This is a genomic window from Winogradskyella wichelsiae, from assembly GCF_013403925.1.
GTDB lineage: Bacteria > Bacteroidota > Bacteroidia > Flavobacteriales > Flavobacteriaceae > Winogradskyella > Winogradskyella wichelsiae.
Genome location: NZ_JABFDJ010000028.1, coordinates 1 through 2843, shown reverse-complemented (window position 1 = coordinate 2843; position 2843 = coordinate 1). Strand labels below are relative to the sequence as shown.

3 protein-coding genes are annotated in these 2843 nt (G+C 30.0%); all 3 read left to right on the top strand.

Annotation, left to right across the window (positions count from 1 at the left end):
- Positions 1-758, top strand: a 758-nt coding sequence (locus HM985_RS16990) for a hypothetical protein (protein ID WP_218843437.1), incomplete at its 5' end; no start/stop codon positions are given.
- 168 nt (positions 759-926) lie between these two features.
- Positions 927-1571 (top strand): alpha/beta hydrolase, encoded by a 645-nt coding sequence (locus HM985_RS16985; protein ID WP_179377398.1) that lies wholly within the window; start codon positions 927-929, stop codon positions 1569-1571.
- 147 nt (positions 1572-1718) lie between these two features.
- Positions 1719-2609: a carboxypeptidase-like regulatory domain-containing protein gene (locus HM985_RS16980; protein WP_179377397.1), complete on the top strand. Its 891-nt coding sequence runs from the start codon at positions 1719-1721 to the stop codon at positions 2607-2609.
- Positions 2610-2843 lie beyond the last annotated feature (234 nt).

Here is a 2843-nt window from a genome sequence, read left to right as displayed (position 1 = left end):
CTAAACCGCTGAAAAAAAAATCTTTTGAACGTCTAAATATTAACCAAAAAGAGTCAACCTATATCAGTATAATACAAAAACCAACGAAAATTCTACTAACATTTATATTTCTACTTCTAATTATTAGCTGTTCGAATAAAAATCAAATAGTGAAATTTGAAAAGATTTTAGGAAAAAAAGAAAGCGAAACTTTAACTTCAATTGTGACTGAATTTGAAAATGGATTTCTGAAAACTAATTATCCAAATTTAATCACAAAAAAAGCATACGCAGAATTTTTAATAGATATCGAATCTAAAAGAAAATTAAATTGGGCAAAACCAACAGAAATACAACTCAAAAAATTTAATCAAAGTAATTTAAAAAATGTAGTATATGGAATACCTGATTCTATTTGGGTTGTGGAAAATCAAAAAAAGACTCGAACTGAATATCGAGTTAGAAGAAAATATTTAAATACTAAAGGAGAATATAAAATTGGAACTTTAGAAGCAACTATTCCTAAAATTAATAATAACGATTCTCTAATAACAACACTTGTAAATTATTACGATATAAATTATTTCGGAAAATATAGAGAGGCATTGAATACTGCATCTAAAAAAAATAAATTCGTTCAAAAATATACTGAAAAGACTCAAGAAGTTGGAACGTTAAACATAAGACTGATAGCTAAAAAAATGACAGGTGCTAATTTAGACTTTGATGACTATTTCATAAAGCGTTTGATAATAACCGAAATTGTATATCGATTATAAAATACGTTTGCTAACACCGTGTATAATTAATTGCTTGGTTCTTCTCTACTTGCGAATATTCCTGCGGAATATTCACGGGTTCGTAAAAGTTTACTAACTTAGTTGCTTAACCACGCAACAAACCATACACAAAACCGTTGCCCACAATTTGAGAAAAATCGTAAATCAATGAAAATAAGTCTATTAATTGGAATTCTTTTTTGCTCAACTTTATTTGCGTGCGGAAACAAAAATGATGACCGATTTGTTTTCTTCCTTCACAATCGATTTTTAGAAGAACACGAACTGAATGAGTTGCATCCCGAATTTGGGCGGACTGAATACAACGAAATTATTGCTGAATTTAAAAAAGAAGGACTTAAAGTAATATCCGAAAAACGGAATGGAAATGTTAACGCAAGAGAATACGCAATCGGAATCGTAACCCAAATTGACAGTTTAATAAAGAGCGGAACAGAACCGAGAAAAATAACTGTGGTTGGAACTTCAAAAGGCGGATATATCGCTCAATACGTTTCGACTTTAGCAAGTAATCAAGATTTGAATTTTGTATTTATTGCAAGTTTTAGGAATAGCGATATTCAAAATATACCTGAAATCAATTTTTGCGGAAATATTTTAACGATTTACGAAAAGTCCGACCCATTTGGAGTTTCTTCATTGGAACGAAAGAAAATCTCGAATTGCGAAATAAAACACTTTAAAGAAATCGAACTGAATACAGGAATGGGACACGGATTTTTATTTAAACCATTAAATGAATGGATTGAACCGACAATAAAGTGGGCGAATGGAAATTACGACGTGGAATAAAAACTGTGGGCAACACCGTGTATAATTAATTGCTTGGTTCTAGCCTACTTGCGAATATTCCTGCGGAATATTCACTGGTTCGTAAATGTTTACTAACTTAGTTGCTTAACCACGCAACTAACCATACACAACAACGTTGCCCACAATATGAAAAAACTACTTGCAATAACATTTTTACTTATTTCAAACCTTAGTTTTTGTCAGTTAAAATCAGTGATTATTAACAGCGAAACGAAAGAAAATATACCTTACGTAAATATTTGGGTAGAAAACGAAAATATTGGAACAACTTCAAATGAAAAAGGAGAATTTAAATTAGAAATTGATAGCACGAAAATTATTCTTTTTTCTGCAATCGGTTTTGAGACAATAAAAATATCCTCGGATTTAATAAAAGAAACTCTTGAATTAAAACCAATAACAACGGAATTGGACGAAGTAATTATCAGTTCAAAAAAATCAACACAAGAATTAATAATTGGAGAATTCAAAAAGTCTAAAATCAATCATTACTTTGGCTGTGGAATAAAACCTTGGATTACTGCGAGATTTTTTGAATATAAGGACAAATATGACAATACACCATTTTTAAAAAAGATAAGAATTCTAACAAAAAGTGATGTAAAAGATTCTAAATTTAATATTCGCCTTTATGGTGTAAACGAAAATGGAGAACCAGAGAACTATATTTATGACCAAAATATATTGGGAATTGCAAAAAAAGGAAAGAAAACAACTGAAATAGATATTTCTGAACTAAATATTGAATTTCCTGATAATGGTTTTTTCATTGCAATTGAATGGTTAATTATTGAAAATAATAAGTACGAATATAAATATACAATGGAAGGTTCGAGAAAAAAACTAGAAGGAATCTCTTATGAACCTGCAATCGGAACTGTTCCTGCTGAAACTGATGAAAATAGTTGGATTTATAATCAAGGAAAGTGGAGAAAAGTTTGGAAAAACGTTGGAACAAGTAAAAAATATAAAGATAAATATAGTTTAATGGCAATTGAATTAACACTTACAAATTAAAAATACTGTGGGCAACACCGTGTATAATTAATTGCTTTGTTCTTGCTTACTTGCGAATATTCCTGCGGAATATTCACGGGTTCGTAAATGTTTGCTAACTTAGTTGCTAAACCACGCAACTAACCATACACAATCACGTTGCCACCAATTAGGAAAATGAATTTTCCTGAAATAGGTTGACTAAAAATTAAGCAATTAATTACAGTCACTTATGAAAACACAAAATGAACACTG

Bases quoted from the DNA above. Each gene is read 5' to 3' on its own strand.
- HM985_RS16985 (WP_179377398.1), top strand. From the start codon at position 927: ATGAAAATAAGTCTATTAATTGGAATTCTTTTTTGCTCAACTTTATTT.
- HM985_RS16980 (WP_179377397.1), top strand. From the start codon at position 1,719: ATGAAAAAACTACTTGCAATAACATTTTTACTTATTTCAAACCTTAGT.